The 15,436-nt window shown below is 62.2% G+C and carries 27 protein-coding genes; all 27 read right to left on the bottom strand.

Going from position 1 to position 15,436, the window contains the following annotated elements; genetic code table 11:
• Nucleotides 1-12 precede the first annotated feature (12 nt).
• The 27 genes from NKG95_RS30100 to tuf all read right to left on the bottom strand — a co-directional run bounded on the left by NKG95_RS30100 (nt 13) and on the right by tuf (nt 15,425).
• Nucleotides 13-1,023: a DNA-directed RNA polymerase subunit alpha gene (locus NKG95_RS30100; RefSeq protein WP_023675128.1), complete on the bottom strand. Its 1,011-nt coding sequence runs from the start codon at nt 1,021-1,023 to the stop codon at nt 13-15.
• 106 nt (nt 1,024-1,129) lie between these two features.
• Complete coding sequence (rpsK, locus tag NKG95_RS30095; protein WP_006205444.1) at nt 1,130-1,519, bottom strand: 30S ribosomal protein S11; 390 nt, start codon at nt 1,517-1,519, stop codon at nt 1,130-1,132.
• A gap of 139 nt (nt 1,520-1,658) precedes the next feature.
• Nucleotides 1,659-2,027 carry a 30S ribosomal protein S13 gene (gene rpsM, locus NKG95_RS30090; protein WP_006205445.1) on the bottom strand — a complete coding sequence of 123 codons (369 nt, stop codon included), beginning with the start codon at nt 2,025-2,027 and terminating at the stop codon, nt 1,659-1,661.
• Between the two features lie 198 nt (nt 2,028-2,225).
• Nucleotides 2,226-2,837: an adenylate kinase gene (locus NKG95_RS30085; protein ID WP_023717524.1), complete on the bottom strand. Its 612-nt coding sequence runs from the start codon at nt 2,835-2,837 to the stop codon at nt 2,226-2,228.
• Nucleotides 2,834-4,174 (bottom strand): preprotein translocase subunit SecY, encoded by a 1,341-nt coding sequence (gene secY / locus NKG95_RS30080; RefSeq protein WP_023717523.1) that lies wholly within the window; start codon nt 4,172-4,174, stop codon nt 2,834-2,836. Before secY ends, NKG95_RS30085 begins: the two co-directional genes overlap by 4 nt.
• Nucleotides 4,175-4,365: 191 nt before the next feature.
• Complete coding sequence (gene rplO, locus NKG95_RS30075; RefSeq protein WP_023717522.1) at nt 4,366-4,839, bottom strand: 50S ribosomal protein L15; 474 nt, start codon at nt 4,837-4,839, stop codon at nt 4,366-4,368.
• 22 nt (nt 4,840-4,861) lie between these two features.
• On the bottom strand, nt 4,862-5,059 hold the full coding sequence (gene rpmD / locus NKG95_RS30070) for a 50S ribosomal protein L30 (protein ID WP_006205449.1): 198 nt from the start codon (nt 5,057-5,059) through the stop codon (nt 4,862-4,864).
• A 24-nt stretch (nt 5,060-5,083) separates the two neighbouring features.
• Entirely contained in the window at nt 5,084-5,647 is a 564-nt protein-coding gene (gene rpsE, locus NKG95_RS30065; RefSeq protein ID WP_006333394.1) for a 30S ribosomal protein S5, read from the bottom strand.
• A 155-nt stretch (nt 5,648-5,802) separates the two neighbouring features.
• Nucleotides 5,803-6,162, bottom strand: coding sequence for a 50S ribosomal protein L18 (rplR, locus tag NKG95_RS30060; RefSeq protein ID WP_353043291.1), 360 nt, complete (start codon nt 6,160-6,162; stop codon nt 5,803-5,805).
• 87 nt (nt 6,163-6,249) lie between these two features.
• Nucleotides 6,250-6,783: a 50S ribosomal protein L6 gene (gene rplF / locus NKG95_RS30055; RefSeq protein ID WP_023675133.1), complete on the bottom strand. Its 534-nt coding sequence runs from the start codon at nt 6,781-6,783 to the stop codon at nt 6,250-6,252.
• 88 nt (nt 6,784-6,871) lie between these two features.
• The gene (rpsH, locus tag NKG95_RS30050) at nt 6,872-7,270 is read right to left on the bottom strand and encodes a 30S ribosomal protein S8 (RefSeq protein ID WP_006205453.1); all 399 of its coding nucleotides are present in this window, start codon (nt 7,268-7,270) and stop codon (nt 6,872-6,874) included.
• 12 nt (nt 7,271-7,282) lie between these two features.
• On the bottom strand, nt 7,283-7,588 hold the full coding sequence (gene rpsN, locus NKG95_RS30045; protein WP_352849274.1) for a 30S ribosomal protein S14: 306 nt from the start codon (nt 7,586-7,588) through the stop codon (nt 7,283-7,285).
• A gap of 27 nt (nt 7,589-7,615) precedes the next feature.
• Nucleotides 7,616-8,194 carry a 50S ribosomal protein L5 gene (rplE, locus tag NKG95_RS30040; RefSeq protein ID WP_023717521.1) on the bottom strand — a complete coding sequence of 193 codons (579 nt, stop codon included), beginning with the start codon at nt 8,192-8,194 and terminating at the stop codon, nt 7,616-7,618.
• The gene (gene rplX / locus NKG95_RS30035; protein ID WP_254817150.1) at nt 8,187-8,501 is read right to left on the bottom strand and encodes a 50S ribosomal protein L24; all 315 of its coding nucleotides are present in this window, start codon (nt 8,499-8,501) and stop codon (nt 8,187-8,189) included. Before rplX ends, rplE begins: the two co-directional genes overlap by 8 nt.
• A 12-nt stretch (nt 8,502-8,513) precedes the next feature.
• Nucleotides 8,514-8,882, bottom strand: a complete 369-nt coding sequence (gene rplN / locus NKG95_RS30030; protein ID WP_006205457.1) for a 50S ribosomal protein L14 — start codon at nt 8,880-8,882, stop codon at nt 8,514-8,516.
• A gap of 86 nt (nt 8,883-8,968) precedes the next feature.
• Nucleotides 8,969-9,208 carry a 30S ribosomal protein S17 gene (rpsQ, locus tag NKG95_RS30025; protein ID WP_023675136.1) on the bottom strand — a complete coding sequence of 80 codons (240 nt, stop codon included), beginning with the start codon at nt 9,206-9,208 and terminating at the stop codon, nt 8,969-8,971.
• An 11-nt stretch (nt 9,209-9,219) separates the two neighbouring features.
• Nucleotides 9,220-9,420: a 50S ribosomal protein L29 gene (rpmC, locus tag NKG95_RS30020; RefSeq protein WP_006205459.1), complete on the bottom strand. Its 201-nt coding sequence runs from the start codon at nt 9,418-9,420 to the stop codon at nt 9,220-9,222.
• A gap of 13 nt (nt 9,421-9,433) precedes the next feature.
• Nucleotides 9,434-9,847, bottom strand: coding sequence for a 50S ribosomal protein L16 (rplP, locus tag NKG95_RS30015; RefSeq protein ID WP_352849276.1), 414 nt, complete (start codon nt 9,845-9,847; stop codon nt 9,434-9,436).
• A gap of 27 nt (nt 9,848-9,874) precedes the next feature.
• Nucleotides 9,875-10,600, bottom strand: a complete 726-nt coding sequence (rpsC, locus tag NKG95_RS30010) for a 30S ribosomal protein S3 (RefSeq protein ID WP_095488567.1) — start codon at nt 10,598-10,600, stop codon at nt 9,875-9,877.
• The gene (gene rplV, locus NKG95_RS30005; RefSeq protein ID WP_006205462.1) at nt 10,600-10,989 is read right to left on the bottom strand and encodes a 50S ribosomal protein L22; all 390 of its coding nucleotides are present in this window, start codon (nt 10,987-10,989) and stop codon (nt 10,600-10,602) included. The genes rpsC and rplV overlap by 1 nt, the downstream gene beginning before the upstream one ends.
• Before the next feature lie 2 nt (nt 10,990-10,991).
• A complete protein-coding gene (gene rpsS, locus NKG95_RS30000; protein WP_006205463.1) occupies nt 10,992-11,270 on the bottom strand; it encodes a 30S ribosomal protein S19 in 279 nt (92 codons plus the stop codon).
• Nucleotides 11,271-11,286: 16 nt separating this feature from the next.
• On the bottom strand, nt 11,287-12,120 hold the full coding sequence (gene rplB / locus NKG95_RS29995) for a 50S ribosomal protein L2 (RefSeq protein ID WP_023675138.1): 834 nt from the start codon (nt 12,118-12,120) through the stop codon (nt 11,287-11,289).
• 22 nt (nt 12,121-12,142) lie between these two features.
• Nucleotides 12,143-12,436, bottom strand: a complete 294-nt coding sequence (locus NKG95_RS29990) for a 50S ribosomal protein L23 (protein ID WP_006205465.1) — start codon at nt 12,434-12,436, stop codon at nt 12,143-12,145.
• Complete coding sequence (gene rplD, locus NKG95_RS29985) at nt 12,433-13,053, bottom strand: 50S ribosomal protein L4 (RefSeq protein WP_023675140.1); 621 nt, start codon at nt 13,051-13,053, stop codon at nt 12,433-12,435. Before rplD ends, NKG95_RS29990 begins: the two co-directional genes overlap by 4 nt.
• The gene (gene rplC / locus NKG95_RS29980) at nt 13,053-13,781 is read right to left on the bottom strand and encodes a 50S ribosomal protein L3 (RefSeq protein ID WP_352469149.1); all 729 of its coding nucleotides are present in this window, start codon (nt 13,779-13,781) and stop codon (nt 13,053-13,055) included. Before rplC ends, rplD begins: the two co-directional genes overlap by 1 nt.
• Nucleotides 13,782-13,877: 96 nt before the next feature.
• Nucleotides 13,878-14,186 (bottom strand): 30S ribosomal protein S10, encoded by a 309-nt coding sequence (rpsJ, locus tag NKG95_RS29975; RefSeq protein WP_006205468.1) that lies wholly within the window; start codon nt 14,184-14,186, stop codon nt 13,878-13,880.
• A gap of 63 nt (nt 14,187-14,249) precedes the next feature.
• Nucleotides 14,250-15,425, bottom strand: a complete 1,176-nt coding sequence (gene tuf / locus NKG95_RS29970) for an elongation factor Tu (protein WP_127294065.1) — start codon at nt 15,423-15,425, stop codon at nt 14,250-14,252.
• Nucleotides 15,426-15,436: the final 11 nt, after the last annotated feature.

The raw sequence follows: 15,436 nt of genomic DNA, 5'->3' as shown, positions 1-15,436 counted from the left end.
GAGGCCTGAGCCTCAGTATTGATCTTCGTAACGCTTGGCGAGGTCTTCGATGTTTTCCGGCGGCCAGTCCGGCACTTCCATGCCGAGATGCAGGCCCATCGCCGCCAGGACTTCCTTGATCTCGTTCAGCGACTTGCGGCCGAAGTTCGGGGTGCGCAGCATCTCGGCTTCGGTCTTCTGGATCAGATCGCCGATATAGACGATGTTGTCGTTCTTCAGGCAGTTGGCCGAACGCACCGAAAGCTCGAGTTCGTCGACCTTCTTGAGCAGCGCCGGGTTGAAGGCAAGCTCGGTAACCTGTTCGGCAGCGACTTCCTTCTGCGGCTCGTCGAAATTGACGAACAGGCCGAGCTGGTCCTGCAGGATGCGAGCGGCGAAGGCCACCGCGTCCTCGCCCGAGATCGAACCATCGGTCTCGATGGTCATGGTCAGCTTGTCATAATCGAGAACCTGCCCCTCACGGGTGTTCTCGACCTTGTAGGAGACCTTCTTGACCGGCGAATACAGGCTGTCGACCGGGATCAGCCCTATCGGCGCGTCTTCGGCGCGGTTGCGGTCGGCCGGCACATAGCCCTTGCCGGTGTCGACGGTGAATTCCATGCGGATCTCAGCGCCTTCGTCCAGCGTGCAGATGACGTGGTCGGGATTGAGGATCTCGACGTCGCCGACCGTCTGGATGTCGCCGGCGAGAACCGCGCCCGGTCCCTGCTTGCGCACGACCATGCGCTTGGGGCCATCGCCTTCCATGCGGATGGCGATTTCCTTGATGTTCAACACGATGTCGGTCACGTCCTCGCGCACGCCGGCGATGGACGAGAATTCATGCAGAACGCCGTCGATCTGCACGGCGGTCACAGCCGCGCCACGCAGCGAAGACAGAAGCACGCGGCGCAGCGCGTTGCCGAGGGTGAGGCCGAAGCCGCGCTCGAGCGGCTCGGCGACCAGCGTGGTCAGCGTCTTCTTCTTCGACGAGAACTCGATCTTGTTCGGCTTGATCAGTTCCTGCCAATTTTTCTGGATCATAGTGCTTTCCTTCCGTTGTCCCGCCACCATCCAATCGTGGCGGGCGACCTGGAATGCCGTGGAGGAGCGCCCTTGAGGCGCTCGCGCGGCGTTCGGTAAATTCTCTTTAGACGCGGCGCTTCTTGCGCGGGCGGCAGCCATTGTGCGGGATCGGCGTCACATCACGGATCGAGGTGATGGTGAAGCCTGCTGCCTGCAGCGCCCGCAGCGCCGATTCACGACCGGAGCCGGGTCCACAGACCTCGACCTCGAGCATGCGCATGCCGTGTTCCTGAGCCTTCTTGGCAACATCTTCGGCGGCCATCTGGGCAGCGAAAGGGGTCGACTTGCGCGATCCCTTGAAGCCCTGGGCTCCGGCCGACGACCAGGCAATGGAATTGCCCTGCGCGTCGGTGATGGTGATCATCGTGTTGTTGAAGGTCGAATTGACGTGGGCAACGCCCGATGAGATGTTCTTGCGTTCGCGACGGCGAACACGAGCGGCTTCCTTGGCCATGATAGTCCTTTCAGTTGATCTCTACACCGCCGTAATGCCAGCGGCTCCACCAGGGAGAAGGCAGTAGGGGAATATGGCAGTAGGGCAGTATGTCTGCCGTTCCTATTGCCTTACTGCCCTACTCTCTTACTGCCCTAAATTACTTCTTCTTTCCGGCAATCGACTTGGCTGGGCCTTTGCGGGTGCGCGCATTGGTGTGCGTGCGCTGGCCACGAACCGGCAGCGAGCGGCGGTGACGCAGGCCGCGGTAGCAGCCGAGGTCCATGAGCCGCTTGATGTTCATCGACACTTCGCGGCGCAGGTCGCCCTCGACCTGGTAGTCGCGGTCGATGGTCTCCCGGATCTGCAGCACTTCCGCGTCGGTCAGCTGGTTGACGCGGCGCTCGGCCGGGATGCCGACCTTGTCGACGATCTCCTGGGCGAACTTCTTGCCAATGCCGTGAATGTATTGAAGCGCAATGACGACGCGCTTGTTGGTAGGAATGTTGACGCCGGCTATACGAGCCATGTTCTTCTCTTCTCCATATAGGCCGGACGAGCCGGCGCTTCAAGTTGCCCCGCGTCCGGTGGAGGCCGGCCCTTGCGGGAGTTTCCAGTTCAAAGCGGCCTGCCTTGCCCTTGCGGACAAGCAAGCCTCATGCCTGATAGGAAGACGGGCCGCCATACCCCAGCGGACCGCTCCAGTCAAGCGCAATCGTTCGTTTCTCTAGCCGGCCGCCTGGCCAACCTGCCGGGTCGTCGCCCTGAGCACCGCCTCGATCTGCTGCGTCACCGCATCGATGTCGGCCATGCCATCGACGCCCCTGAGCTTGCCCTTGGCGTAGTAGTAGCCGATCAGCGGCGAGGTTTTCTTGTAATATTCCCTCAAGCGTTCTTCGAACACCGCTGGGCTGTCGTCCTTGCGCACCGGCAGGCCTGCGGCCTTGGCGTCCTCGGCGCGTTTGACGATTCGGCCAACCAGCGCCTTGTCGTCGACGACAAATTCGATGACCGCGTCTAGCTCCAGCCCGCGATCCGAAAGCATTTCCTCAACGGCGTCCGCTTGCACCAGGGTTCGCGGGTATCCGTCAAGGATGAAGCCGTTTGCGCAATCGGCTTGATCGATGCGCTCGGCCACGATGGCGTTGACGATAGCGTCGGACACCAGTTCACCAGCATCCATCACCGCCTTGGCTCGCCTGCCGACTTCGGTGCCGGCCTGAACAGCAGCACGCAGCATGTCCCCCGTGGAAAGCTGTGGGATGCCGTGTCTTTCTACCAGTCTCAGTGCTTGTGTCCCCTTGCCCGCCCCCGGCGGTCCAAGCAATATCAACCTCATCTGGCCTTCTTCCCCCCGCGCAGCTTCGACTTCTTGATCAGGCCCTCATACTGGTGCGCGATCAGGTGACCCTGAATCTGCGCCACCGTATCGAGCGTTACACTGACCACGATCAGGAGCGAAGTGCCACCAAGGTAGAACGGTACGCCAGTCGCTGAAATCAGGAACTCGGGCAGCAGACACACCAGCACCAGATAGATGGCGCCGACGACGGTGATGCGGGTGAGCACATAGTCGATATAGTCCGCAGTGCGCTCGCCCGGACGATAGCCCGGGATGAAGCCCGAATGCTTCTTGAGCTGGTCGGCGGTGTCCTTCGGATTGAAGACGATCGCCGTATAGAAGAAGGCGAAGAACACGATCATGGCAGCGTAGAAGGCCATATAGAGCGGCTGGCCGTGGCCGAGCGCCGCCAGGATGGTGCTCGCCCAGGCAGGCATGTTGGTCGTCTGCGAGAAGCCGGCAACCGTTGCCGGAAGCAGCAGCAGCGACGAGGCGAAGATCGGCGGAATGACGCCGGACGTGTTGAGCTTCAGCGGCAGATGCGAGGTATCGCCCTGGAACATGCGATTGCCGACCTGGCGCTTGGGATACTGGATCAGCAGGCGGCGCTGGGCGCGCTCGAAGAAGACGATCAGCGCGATGACGACGATGGCGAGCACGATGATCGCCAGGATCAGGCCGGTCGACAGTGCGCCGGTGCGGCCAAGCTCCAGCGTGCCGGAGATGGCGCGCGGCAGGCCGGCGACGATGCCGGAGAAGATGATCAGCGAAATGCCGTTGCCGATGCCGCGGGCGGTGATCTGCTCGCCAAGCCACATCAGGAACATGGTACCGCCGACCAGCGTGACGACGGTGGAGATGCGGAAGAACATGCCGGGATCGTTGACGATGCCATTGCCGCCCTCAAGCCCGACCGAAATGCCATAGGCCTGGACCAGCGCCAGAAGCACGGTGCCGTAGCGCGTGTACTGGTTGATGATCTTGCGACCCTGCTCGCCCTCCTTCTTCAGCGCTTCCAGCGAAGGAATGACCGAGGTCATCAGCTGCATGATGATGGAGGCGGAGATATAGGGCATGATGCCGAGGGCAAAGATCGCCATGCGCTGCACGGCGCCACCGGCGAACATGTTGAACATGCCGAGTACGCCCTTGCTCTGCGACGAGAAGGCCTGGGCGAAAGCGTCGGGATTGATGCCGGGCAGCGGGATATAGGTGCCAAGGCGGTAAACGAGCAGCGCGCCGATGGTGAACCAGATGCGCTTCTTCAGATCCTCGGCTTTGGCGAAGGCCGAAAAATTCAGATTCGAGGCTAGTTGTTCAGCAGCCGAAGCCATGCCTGATTCTCCGCTTGGTCACGCTCGATGCCCGCAGCTCAGGCGGCGCGTGTCACCGAAGCTCACGAGATAAGCTCCGGACTGCAAACATGCAAGCGGCCGCGTTGATGCGGCCGCCACATCTGTCGGATCAAAGCACGACCGAAGGCAAAACCGAATTCCACCTTTGCCGACCGTGCTTCAAATTGCCGTTACTCGGCGGCTGCTTTCTCAGGCAACTTCACCGAACCGCCGGCCTTTTCGATCTTCTCGACCGCGGCCTTGGAGGCTCCGGCCACGTCGAAGGCAAGCTTGGCCTTGATGTCGCCGTCCGAAAGGATGCGCACGCCGTCCTTGACGCGACGGATGACGCCGGCCGCAACCAGCGCCTCGGCCGTCACAACTGTCTTAGCATCGAGCTTCTTGGCATCGAGCGCAGCCTGGATGCGGGCCAGCGACACAACGGTGAAGCTCTTGGCGAAGATATTGTTGAAGCCGCGCTTCGGCAGACGACGGTAGAGCGGCATCTGGCCACCCTCGAAGCCGTTGACGGCGACGCCGGAGCGCGCCTTCTGGCCCTTGACGCCGCGACCGGCGGTCTTGCCCGAACCGGAACCGATGCCACGGCCGAGACGCTTCTTGGAATGCGTCGCGCCGTCCTTGTCACGCAGATCGTTGAGTTTCATCTGGGTTCTCCTGCGCTCTGGCTCAGCCCTCGTCCACAACGCGGACGAGATGCTGGACGGCAGCGATCATGCCGCGCACCGAGGGCGTATCCTCCAGCGTGCGCTGCTTGTGCATCTTGTTGAGGCCGAGGCCGACCAGCGTTGCGCGCTGCTCCTTCGGCCGGCGGATTGGCGAGCCGATCTGCTCGACGGTGATGGTCTTGGTTGCTTTCTTGGCCATGGTCAGATCCCTGGTCAGCGTCGACTATTCTTCAGCCGCAACGGCGGTGCCGCGGCGGGCCTGAAGGGTCGAATACTTGATGCCGCGCGCGGCAGCCACATCCTTCGGATGCATCTGGCTCTTCAGCGCGTCGAAAGTGGCGCGAACCATGTTGTAGGGGTTCGACGAACCCATCGACTTGGCGACCACGTCATGCATGCCGAGCGTCTCGAAGACGGCGCGCATCGGGCCGCCGGCGATGATGCCGGTACCTTGCTTGGCAGCGCGCAGCAGAACACGTCCCGCGCCCCAGCGTCCCTCGACGTCATGGTGCAGCGTGCGGCCCGAGCGCAGCGGCACGAAGATCATGTCGCGCTTGGCCGATTCGGTCGCCTTACGGATCGCCTCCGGCACTTCGCGCGCCTTGCCGTGACCGAAGCCGACGCGGCCCTTCTGGTCGCCGACGACGACGAGCGCTGCAAAGCCGAAGCGCCGGCCGCCCTTGACGACCTTGGCGACACGGTTGATGTGGACGAGCTTGTCGACCATGCCGTCGTCGCGCTCTTCGCGATCACGGCCGCGGCCGCCATCCCTACGTTCCTGTGCCATATCCTGTTCCTTGTTTTTTTCCGGAAGCACGGTTGATGATGATATCCGGCGCCTCTGTGGGTCGCCGGGGGCGAAAACTCTTTTTTCCTTCGCATGATCCTATCCGAAAAGTCTGCAACTTTTTGCTGCGCTGACCTCCGGTTCGGGATCATGCTTTAGAAGCTCAGACCACCTTCACGGGCAGCCTCGGCAAGCGCCTTGACGCGGCCGTGGTAGATGTAGGCACCGCGGTCGAAGACGACTTCCTTGACGCCGGCCTTCGAGGCACGCTCGGCGATCAGCTTGCCGATGGCAGCTGCGGCCGCGGTGTCGGCGCCGGTCTTGAGCGAACCCTTGAGCTCCTTCTCGAGCGTCGAAGCAGCGGCGATGGTGTGGCCCCTGGCGTCGTCGATGACCTGGACGTAGATGTTCTTCGACGTGCGATGGACCGACAGGCGCGGACGATCGCCGGCAACTTTCTTGATCTGGCGGCGGACGCGCTGAGCGCGGCGTTGGGTGGATTCTTTCGAGCCCATGATATCAGTTCCTTGCCTTCAAAAAACGGGGGCAACCATATGCGGTAGGCGAAGCGCCTCCCGCGACCGCTCCCCGCGGCGTTAAAATTACTTCTTCTTGCCTTCCTTGCGGACGATCTTCTCGCCAGCATAGCGGACGCCCTTGCCCTTATAGGGCTCGGGGCTGCGATACTCGCGGATCTCGGCGGCAACCTGGCCGACCTGCTGCTTGTCGATGCCGGTCACGGTGATTTCCGTCGGTTTCGGCACCGAAATCGTCACGCCCTGCGGCGTTTCGTAGACGACGTCATGGCTGAAGCCGAGCGCCAGCTGCAGGTTCTTGCCCTGCATGGCGGCACGATAGCCGACGCCGGTGATCTCGAGCTTCTTTTCGAAACCGTCCTTGACGCCCTGCAGGATGTTGACGATCTGCGTGCGCGACATGCCCCATTTGGAGCGGGCGGTCTTGGTCTGGTCGCGCGGCTGGACAGCGATCTCGCTGCCTTCCATCTTGACCAGCACTTCGTCGTTCACCACGAACTTCAGCTCGCCCTTCGGACCCTTCGCCGTCACGGTCTGGCCGTTGACGGTCGCGGTCACGCCCTGCGGCAGCGAAACGGGCTTCTTTCCAATACGAGACATTTTGTTGTCCTCGTCACTTCTCTTGTTTCAGGTCTCGGCTTCGGGATTTGATCCCGAAACCGGTTTCCAATTGGGGTCACGTACCAGATCAGAAGATCTGGCAGAGGATTTCCCCGCCGACATTCTGTTCGCGCGCTTCGTGGTCGGCCATCACGCCCTTCGGCGTCGAAAGGATGGCGATGCCGAGCCCGTTGGCGACATGCGGTATCGACTTGGCCGAAACGTAGACGCGGCGGCCGGGCTTCGAGACCCGGGCGATTTCGCGCACCACCGGCGCACCGTCGAAATACTTCAGCTCGATCTCGATTTCGGACTTGCCGTTGTCGAAGTCGGTCTGGCTGTAGTCGCGGATATAGCCTTCGGCCTTCAGCACGTCGAGGACGCGGGTACGCAGGCGCGAGGCCGGCGTCGAAACGCTCGACTTCTTACGGCCATACGCGTTGCGGATGCGGGTCAGCATATCGCCGAGAGGATCGCTCAATGACATGTTATGTCCTCCTTACCAGCTCGACTTGACCAGGCCCGGGATCTGGCCGTTATTGCCGAGATCACGAAGCGCGATACGCGATACTTTGAGCTTGCGATAATAGGCACGCGGGCGTCCGGTGACTTCGCAGCGGTTGCGGATGCGGGTCTTGGCCGAGTTGCGCGGCAGCGCCGAAAGCTTCAGCTGAGCGCGGAAGCGCTCTTCCATCGGCTTGGACTGATCCATGATGATCGCCTTGAGCACCATGCGCTTGGCAGCGAACTGGTCCGCAAGCTTGCGGCGCCTGTTGTTCTTCTCGACTGAGCTGGTCTTTGCCATTTCAGATTTTTCCTTTTCTCGCTGCCGTTACTGGCGGAAGGGGAAGTTGAAGGCCTTGAGCAATGCCCTGGCTTCGTCGTCCGTCTTCGCAGTCGTACAAACGATGACGTCCATGCCCCAGATCTGATCAACCTTGTCGTAGTTGATCTCCGGAAACACGATGTGTTCCTTGATGCCCATGGCATAGTTGCCACGGCCATCGAAGCTCTTCGGGTTGAGCCCGCGGAAGTCGCGGACGCGCGGCAGTGCGATGTTCACGAGACGATCGAGGAACTCGTACATGCGTTCCTTGCGCAGCGTGACCTTGGCACCGATCGGCATCTTCTCGCGGACCTTGAAGCCGGCGATCGAGTTGCGGGCGCGGGTGACGACGGCCTTCTGGCCGGCGATCATCGCAAGGTCTTCCGCCGCGATCGAAGGCTTCTTCGAATCGCCGGTCGCCTCGCCGACGCCCATGTTCAGCACGATCTTGTCGATGCGCGGAACCTGCATCTCGTTGTCGTAGCCGAACTGCTCCTGCAGCGCCTTGCGGATGGTCTCGTTATAGACCTGCTTGAGGCGGGGCGTGTTCTGGGCAGTTGCCTGCTTGGTTTGAGCCTTAGCCATTGATGACTTCTCCCGAGCGCTTGGCGACGCGCACCTTCTTGCCGTCCTTCTGGAAGATGAAGCCGACGCGGGTCGGCTTGCCATCCTTGGGGTCGGCCAGCGCGATGTTCGACAGCTGGATCGGCGCTTCCTTGGTGATGATCCCGCCCTCCTGGGACTGGGACTGCTTCTGGTGACGACGGATCAGGTTGACGCCGCGCACCAGCGCGGTGTCGTCCTTCGGCTGCACCGAGAGGACTTCGCCCGAACGGCCCTTGTCCTTGCCGGCCAGCACGACGACCTTGTCGCCTTTTCTAATCTTTTGCATTGGTCCGGCTCCTTACAGCACTTCAGGCGCGAGCGAGATGATCTTCATGTGATTCTTGGCGCGAAGTTCGCGCGGAACCGGTCCGAAGATACGCGTGCCGATCGGCTCTTTCTTGTTGTCGACGAGAACGGCTGCGTTCTTGTCGAAACGGATCACGCTGCCGTCCGGGCGGCGGATGTCCTTGGCCGTGCGAACCACGACCGCCTTCATCACATCACCCTTCTTGACGCGGCCGCGCGGGATGGCTTCCTTGATCGACACCACGATGATGTCGCCCACGGAAGCGTATTTCCGCTTCGAGCCGCCCAGCACCTTGATGCACATGACACGACGGGCGCCGGAATTATCCGCGACGTCGAGGTTTGTTTGCATCTGAATCATGACTGGCCGCCTTCTTCTCTTCTTCTAACGGGACGGGTTTCTCACCCCTCCCCGGTCTGTCCAAAATTCGTTTTCGTTCGCCCTGATCAGGCCTGGTCCGAAGACACCACGACCCAGCGCTTGTCCTTGGAAATCGGCTTCGATTCCTGGATGAACACCTGATCGCCGACCTTGTGGGCGTTGTTCTCGTCGTGCGCCTTGTACTTCTTGGTCATGCGCACGGTCTTCTTCATCACGGGATGCGTGAAGCGCCGTTCGACCTTGACGACAACCGTCTTCTCGTTCTTGTCGCTGACGACGGTGCCCTGCAGAATGCGCTTTGGCATGGTTTTCGTCCTTAAGCCTTCTTGGCCGCGGACTTTTCCGCAGCGATGGTCTTGATACGCGCAATGTCCTTGCGGACCTGCCTCACGCGCGCGGTCTTCTCAAGCTGGCCGGTGGCCTTCTGGAAGCGCAGGTTGAACTGCTCCTTCTTCAGGCTGGCCAGGTCGTCGGTCAGCTGGTCCTGGGTCTTGGTCCGGATGTCTTCGGCTTTCATGATCAGCCCGTCCTTATTCTGCGATGCGCTGCACGAAGCGCGTCCTGACCGAGAGCTTGGCCGCGCCGAGACGCAGCGCCTCACGGGCGATTTCCTCGTTGACGCCGTCGATCTCGAACATGATGCGACCCGGCTTGACGCGCGCCGCCCAGTAATCGACCGCGCCCTTGCCCTTGCCCATGCGGACTTCGGTCGGCTTCGACGTCACCGGCACGTCCGGGAAGATACGGATCCAGACGCGGCCGGCGCGCTTCATCTCGCGGGTGATCGCGCGGCGGGCCGCCTCGATCTCACGCGCGGTGACGCGGTTCGGCTCAAGCGCCTTCAGCCCGAAACCACCGAAATCCAGGTTGGTGCCGCCCTTGGCGGTACCGTGGATGCGGCCCTTGAACTGCTTGCGGAACTTTGTGCGCTTTGGCTGCAGCATCGTTCTAACTCCAAATTCCTAACTGTCTTACGCGTTTTCGCGACGGCGACCGCGTTCGCGCTCACCACCACCGCCATGCGCATGATCGCCCTCGGTGGCGCGGCGCTCCGAAGCCATCGGGTCGTGCTCGAGGATCTCGCCCTTGAACACCCAGACCTTGACGCCGCAAATGCCGTAGGCGGTGTGCGCTTCGGCCGTGCCGTAGTCGACGTCGGCACGCAGCGTATGCAGTGGCACGCGGCCTTCACGATACCATTCCATGCGCGCGATCTCGGCGCCGCCGAGACGGCCGGCGCAGTTGATGCGGATGCCTTCGGCACCGAGGCGCATCGCCGACTGCACGGCGCGCTTCATGGCGCGGCGGAACGCGATGCGGCGCTCGAGCTGCTGGGCGATCGACTGGGCGACCAGGGTCGCGTCGATCTCCGGCTTGCGCACTTCGACGATGTTCAGATGCGTCTCGGACTTGGTCATCTCCATCAGCTTCTTGCGAAGCTTCTCGATGTCGGCGCCCTTCTTGCCGATGATCAGGCCCGGACGCGCCGCATGGATGGTGACGCGGCACTTCTTGTGCGGACGCTCGATCACGACCTTCGAGATCGCAGCCTGCTTGAGTTCCTTCTCAAGATATTTGCGGATCTTGATGTCCTCGTGCAGCAGCTTGCCGTACTCGCCTGTATTCGCGAACCAGCGCGAATCCCAGGTGCGGTTGATGCCGAGACGCAGACCGATCGGATTGACTTTCTGGCCCATTATGCGGCCTCCCCTTTTTCTTCGACTTCACGAACGACGATCGTGAGGTGCGAGAACGGCTTCTCGATACGGCTGGCGCGACCACGGCCACGGGCATGGAACCGCTTCATGACGATCGACTTGCCGACATAGGCTTCCGCCACGATCAGCGCATCGACGTCGAGGTCGTGGTTGTTTTCCGCGTTGGCGATCGCCGATTCCAGCGTCTTCTTGACCGTGCCGGAAATCCGCTTGGCCGAGAATTCGAGGTCGGAAAGCGCTGTCGCGACCTTCTTGCCGCGGATCAGCGCGGCAACCAGGTTCAGCTTCTGCGGGCTGATACGGATCGTGCGCAACACGGCGCGCGCTTCGTTGTCAGCAAGCCTGCGCGGAGCTTTGGCCTTGCCCATGATTATTTCCTCTTCGCCTTCTTATCCGCGCCGTGACCGTAATAGGTCCGGGTCGGAGCGAATTCACCGAACTTGTGACCGACCATGTCCTCGTTCACCGAGACGGGAACGTGCTTCTGGCCGTTGTAGACACCGAAGGTGAAGCCGACGAACTGCGGCAGGATGGTGGAGCGGCGGCTCCACATCTTGATCACCTCATTGCGACCACCTTCACGAACCTTGTCCACCTTCTTCAGAAGGTAGCCGTCGATGAAGGGGCCTTTCCAAATCGAACGAGTCACTTGGCGTTACCTCTTCTTAGCTCTTGCGCTGATGGCGCGAGCGCAGGATGAACTTGTCGGTCGCCTTGTTGGACCGCGTCTTCTTGCCCTTGGTCGGCTTGCCCCAGGGCGAAACCGGATGGCGGCCACCCGAGGTGCGGCCTTCGCCGCCGCCATGTGGATGGTCGACCGGGTTCATGGTCACGCCGCGATTGTGCGGACGCTTGCCGCGCCACACCGTGCGGCCTGCCTTGCCGTCATTGATGTTGCCGTGGTCCGGGTTGGACACGGCACCGACAGTGGCCATGCAGGAGCCGTGGACGACACGCTGCTCGCCCGAGTTGAGGCGCAGGATCGCCATGCCCTGGTCGCGGCCGACAAGCTGGCCATAACCGCCGGCCGAGCGGGCGACCTGAGCGCCCTTGCCAGGCTTCAGCTCGATATTGTGGACGATCGTGCCGACCGGCATCGAGGCCAGCGGCATCGCGTTGCCCGGCTTCACGTCGACCGATTCACCGGCCACGATCTTGTCGCCGGGAGCCAGACGCTGCGGGGCGATGATGTAGGACAGCTCGCCATCGTCATACTTGATCAGCGCGATGAAGGCGGTGCGGTTCGGATCGTATTCGATACGCTCGACCGTGCCGACGACGTCGAACTTGCGGCGCTTGAAGTCGATGATGCGGTAAGTGCGCTTGTGACCGCCGCCGATGAAGCGGGCCGTGATGCGGCCGTAATTGTTGCGGCCGCCCGACTTGGTCAGGCCTTCGGTCAGGCCCTTGACGGGCTTGCCCTTGTAGAGGCCCGAGCGGTCGACGATGACCAGCTGACGGGTGCTCGGCGTTACCGGGTTGAATTTTTTCAGTGCCATTGTTCTGTCCTCGCGACCTTGCTCAGAGACCCGTCGCGACGTCGATCGACTGGCCGTCGGCCAGCGTCACAACCGCCTTCTTGACGTCGCTCTGGCGGCCGATCGTGCCGCGGAAGCGCTTGATCTTGCCCTTGCGGACAAGCGTGTTCACGGCCATCACCTTGACGCCGAACAGCGCTTCGACGGCGGCCTTGATTTCCGGCTTCGACGCCTTCTTGGCGACGTTGAAGACGACCTGGTTCTGCTCGGAAGCCATGGTCGACTTTTCGGTGATCGCCGGCGAGACGATCACATCGTAATGACGAAGGTCGGTCATTTGAAGCGCTCCTCGAGAGCCTCGACGGCGGCCTTGGAAAGGACCAGCGTGCCGCGGCGCAGAATGTCGTAGACGTTGATGCCCTGGATGGGCAGCACGTCGATGTTCGGGATGTTGGTCGCCGCCAGCTTGAAGTTCTTGTCAAGCTCGGCGCCGCCGATCACCAGGGCGTTGCTCAGGCCCAGCGTCGCGAAATTCGCGATCAGCGCCTTGGTCTTGGCCTCGGTCAGCTTTAGCTCGTCGATGATGATGATCGACGCGCTCTTGGCCTTGGCCGAGAGGGCATGCTTGAGGCCGAGCGCGCGCACCTTCTTCGGCAGATCGTGCTCGTGGCTGCGCACGACCGGGCCGTGGGCCTTGCCGCCGCCGCGGAACTGCGGAGCGCGAGCCGAATGGTGACGGGCGCGGCCGGTACCCTTCTGCTTGTACATCTTGGCGCCGGTGCGGGCGATTTCAGCGCGGCCCTTGGCCTTGTGCGTGCCCTGCTGCTTCTTGGCAAGCTGCCAGCGCACGACGCGCTGCAGGATGTCCTCGCGCGGGTCAAGGCCGAAAATCTCTTCGGAGAGCTTCAGCTTGCCGGCGTCCTTGCCGCCAAGCGTTGTAATCTTGAGGTCCATTATTCCGCTCCCTCTGTGGCCTGGGCCTCGTTCTTGGCGGCACCATCGGTTGCAACGGCGCGGATCGCGGCGGGCTTCGGCGCATTGGCCGGAAGCGCTACCTTGGCCGCGTCGCGGACCAGGATCCATGCACCCTTCGAACCCGGGACCGCACCGCGGATCAGGATCAGGCCGCGATCGGCGTCGGTCGAGACGACCTCGACATTCTGCGTGGTGACGCGGGTGTCGCCCATGTGGCCGGCCATATGCTTGCCCTTGAACACCTTGCCCGGATCCTGGCGCTGGCCGGTCGAGCCGTGTGTACGGTGCGACACCGAGTTGCCGTGCGTCGCGCGGCCGCCACCCATGTGGTGCCGCTTGATGACGCCCTGGAAACCCTTGCCGATCGTGGTTCCCGTCACATCGACCTTCTGGCCGACGACGAAATGCTCGACGGTGATCTCGGCGCCGACATCGATCATGTTGTCGGCGGAGACGCGGAACTCGGCAACCTTGGCCTTGGGCTCGACGGAAGCGGTCGCGAAATGGCCGCGCATCGCCTTCGACGTGTTCTTCACCTTGGCAAGGCCAACGCCGAGCTGGACGGCGGTATAGCCGTTCTTCTCCTGCGTGCGCTGCGCCACGACCTGGCAGTTCTCCATCTGGAGAACAGTGACGGGAACATGTTCCCCGGCATCGTTGTAGATGCGGGTCATTCCCACCTTCTTTGCAATCACACCTGAACGCATCGGTTCAATTCCTTTAGAGTTCCCTGTCGGGGCTGTCGCCCCTCCACGCCTCTTGTTCCTTCAGAGTTCCGGGTCGCCCCGCTGACCTCTGGTTCCTTAGAGCTTGATCTCGACGTCGACACCGGCGGCCAGGTCGAGCTTCATCAAAGCATCGACCGTCTGCGGGGTCGGGTCGACGATGTCGAGCAGACGCTTGTGCGTGCGCATCTCGAACTGCTCGCGGCTCTTCTTGTCGACGTGAGGCGACCGGTTGACCGTGAACTTTTCGATCCGCGTCGGCAGCGGAATGGGGCCGCGGACGTTGGCGCCGGTGCGCTTGGCGGTCGACACGATTTCCCGTGTCGAGGCGTCGAGCACCCGGTGATCAAACGCCTTCAGGCGGATGCGGATATTCTGTCCGTTCATGCGTCACTTCCTTGTTCTGGCGCGGCGCGGGCGGCGCCCGCGACAGATCGGTTTAAGTCCAAATTACTCTTTGATGGTGACGACGATGCCGGCACCGACGGTGCGGCCGCCTTCACGGATGGCGAAGCGCAGCTTCTCTTCCATGGCGATCGGCACGATCAGCTCGACATCGACGGTGATGTTATCGCCCGGCATCACCATCTCGGTGCCTTCCGGCAGCGACACGATGCCGGTTACGTCCGTCGTGCGGAAATAGAACTGCGGACGGTAGTTGGTGAAGAACGGCGTGTGACGGCCGCCCTCGTCCTTGGTCAGGATGTAGGCTTCGGCGACGAACTTCTTGTGCGGCTTGACGGTGCCGGGCTTGGCCAGAACCTGGCCGCGCTCGACGCCTTCACGGTCGACACCGCGCAACAGCGCGCCGATGTTGTCGCCGGCCTGGCCCTGGTCGAGCAGCTTGCGGAACATCTCGACGCCGGTGCAGGTCGTCTTGGTGGTCGGACGGATGCCGATGATCTCCAGCTCCTCGCCGACCTTGACGACGCCGCGCTCGACGCGACCGGTCACCACCGTGCCGCGGCCCGAGATCGAGAACACGTCCTCGATCGGCATCAGGAACGGCTTGTCGAGCGGACGAACCGGCGTCGGGATGTAGGCATCGACCGCCGCCATCAATTCGCGGATCGCGTCCTCGCCGATCTTCTTGTCAGAATCTTCAAGTGCGGCAAGCGCCGAACCCTTGACGATCGGAATGTCGTCGCCGGGGAACTCGTTCTTGGTCAGGAGCTCACGCACCTCGAGCTCGACCAGCTCGAGCAGCTCGGCGTCGTCGACCTGGTCGACCTTGTTCAAGAACACCACGATCGACGGCACGCCGACCTGGCGGGCCAAAAGGATGTGCTCGCGGGTCTGCGGCATCGGGCCGTCGGCGGCCGACACGACCAGGATCGCGCCGTCCATCTGCGCGGCACCGGTGATCATGTTCTTCACATAGTCGGCGTGGCCGGGGCAGTCGACATGGGCATAGTGGCGGGCAGCCGTCTCGTATTCGACGTGTGCCGTCGAAATGGTGATGCCGCGCGCCTTTTCTTCCGGCGCCGCATCGATCTGGTCGTAGCGCTTGTATTCGCCAAAATACTTGGTGATCGCCGCCGTCAGCGACGTCTTGCCGTGGTCGACGTGACCAATCGTGCCAATGTTCACATGAGGCTTAGTGCGCTCGAATTTACCTTTTGCCATGTGATCTCTCC

Source organism: Mesorhizobium sp. M1423 (genome assembly GCF_040317575.1).
In the GTDB taxonomy this organism is placed as follows: domain Bacteria; phylum Pseudomonadota; class Alphaproteobacteria; order Rhizobiales; family Rhizobiaceae; genus Mesorhizobium.
Note: the sequence above shows the minus strand (reverse complement) of the source record. Positions and strands in the feature narration are given on the sequence as shown.